Below are 2,597 nucleotides of genomic sequence, written 5' to 3'. Positions count from 1 at the left end.
GGCGACCAACTCGGGCGTCTGCCCGGCGGTGCGCTGCCCCCACGCGGCGACGAAGTCCGGCACCAGGATGCGCCAGGAGACGCCGTCCACCACCAGGTGGTGGGCGACGACGATCAGGCGACCGGCGCGCTCGGCGGAATCCGGTTCGAGCCAGACGAACCGGATGACCACGCCCGCGGCCGGATCGAGCCGGTCCAGTGACTCGTCCAGTGCGGCCGAGGCGATCTCGATCAGGTCGGCGTCGGTGACGTTCGCGTCGAACTCGGTGCGATCGATCAGCGCGTCCACCGCGACCGTGCCCGGCGCGGCGGTCTCGACCACCCAGTCGTCGCCGTCGCGGCGCAGGCTCGCGCGCAGCATGTCGTGACGATCGATGACAGCGCCGACCGTCGCGGCGATTCCCGCCCGATCGATGCCGACCGGCAGTTCCAGCGCCAGCGTCTGATTGAACCGGCCGAACGAACCGCGCCGCTCGGCCATGAACCGCACCACCGGCGTCAACGGCATGACGCCGATACCGCCGCCCGGCGGCTCGGCCAGCGTCGTCGCCGACGCCTCGGCCGCCTCGGTGGTCTCCGCGACCGACGCCAGACCCGCCACCGTGCGCTGCTCGAACACGTGCCGCGGTGTGAACACCACGCCGCGCGCCTTGGCCCGCGACACCAACTGGATGGAGACGATGCTGTCGCCACCCAGCGCGAAGAAGGAGTCGTCCACGCCGACCCGCTCCACGCCGAGCACCTCGGCGAACACTTCCGCGATGGTCTGCTCGACCGGCGTGCGCGCCGCACGGAACACGACCTCCGTCGCGAACACGGGCTCCGGCAGCGCCTTACGGTCCAGCTTGCCCACCGGGGTGAGCGGCACATGGTCGATCACCATGATCGACGAGGGCACCATGTAGGCGGGCAGGCGCTCCTCGACGTGCGCGGTCAGCGCCGCGACGTCGATCGTATGACCTTGCGCGGCAACGACGTACGACACCAGCGACACGGCGCCCGCGGCGCTCTTGTGGCCAACGGTGACGGCGAAGTCGACGGTCTCGTGCGAGGCGAGCGCGGCGTCGATCTCGCCGAGTTCGATGCGGAAACCGCGCACCTTCACCTGGAAGTCGGACCGGCCTACGTATTCGACAACGAGCGATTCGACTCCCCCAGCGGGCGCGGAGCCTGCGGAGTGCCCGACCCGGGTCCAGCGCACCACGTCGCCGGTGCGGTACATCCGCGCGCCGGGCACGTACGGGTTGGCGACGAACCGTTCCGCCGACAGACCCGGGCGGGCGTGGTAGCCACGCGCCAACTGGACGCCCGACAGATACAGCTCACCCGCGACACCCACCGGAACGGGCCGCAGCTGGGCGTCCAGGATCAGCGACTGCATGCCGCGCGTCGGGCCACCGATGGTGACCCGGTCGCCCGGCGCGAGCGCGTCGCTGATGTTGGTCATGATCGTGGTTTCGGTCGGGCCGTAACCGTTGTGGAAGCGGCGGCCCGAACCGTCCGGCGCGCCACCCCACTTGGTGACCAGATCGGCGGGCACGGCCTCGCCGCCCGCCACGATCACCCGCATGCCGGCCAGCGCGGCCGAATCCAGCGACGCGAGCACCGACGGGGTGATGAAGGCGTGCGTGACCCGCTCGGCGCGGATCAGCTCGGACAGTTCCTCGCCGCCGTACACGCCGGGCGGGCAGACCACCAGGGTGCCACCGCGGCCGATCGCGAGCAGGAACTCCAGGATCGAGGCGTCGAAGCTGGGCGAGGCGAAATGCAGTGCGCGCGTGTCGGAGTCGACGTCGTAGCGGGCGTTCTGCTCGTCGCGGAAGTTCGCGAGACCGGCGTGGGTGACCACGACGCCCTTGGGTACGCCGGTGGAACCGGAGGTGTAGATGACGTAGGCCGGGTGCTCCGGCCGCACCGGGCGCACCCGATCGGCGTCGGTCACCGGGGCGCTGTCGAACCCGTCGAGATCCAGTTCGTCGAGCACCAGCCACTCGACCGATTCCGGCAGTTCGGCGCGCACCGACGCCACGGTCAGGCCGATCGGGGAACCGGAGTCGGTGACCATGTGCGCGATGCGGTCGGCCGGATAGGCCGGGTCGATCGGCACGAACGCGCCACCGGACTTCGACACCGCCCACTCGGCGAAGTACGACTCGTCCGAGCGCGGCACGGCGACCGCCACCAGATCCTCGGTGCCGATACCGCGCTCGATCAGCAAACGGGCCAAGCGATTGGACCGCGTGTCCAGCTCGCCATAGGACACACTTCTCCCCTGGAACACCACGGCGGGCGCCTCGGGATCGATGGCGGCGGCCTCGGCGAGCAGGTCCGGCAGCGTCCGCGCGGGCGTGGCGGGCGCACCGGTGCGCGCGACCAGGTCGGCGCGCTCGGCGGCGTCGAGCACGTCGATCGCGCCGACGGCGACCGACGGATCGGCCGCCACCGCGGCGAGCACACGCTCCCAACGATCCACGATGGCTGCGGCGGTCGAGGAGTCGAACAACTCGGTGGCGTAGGTGAGCGCCAAAGCCATAGCGCCGGAACCGGTTTCACCACGCTCGGCGAGGGTGAACTGCAGGTCGAAGCGCGCGACGTTCT

The 2,597-nt window shown here is 71.0% G+C and carries 1 protein-coding gene; it reads right to left on the bottom strand.

The window, feature by feature from the left end:
- Positions 1 to 2,597, bottom strand: a 2,597-nt coding sequence (locus tag ACWEH3_RS35940) for a non-ribosomal peptide synthetase (RefSeq protein WP_452358507.1), incomplete at both ends; no start/stop codon positions are given.

The sequence above is a fragment of the Nocardia sp. NPDC004718 genome, from assembly GCF_053601535.1.
Note: the sequence above shows the minus strand (reverse complement) of the source record. Positions and strands in the feature narration are given on the sequence as shown.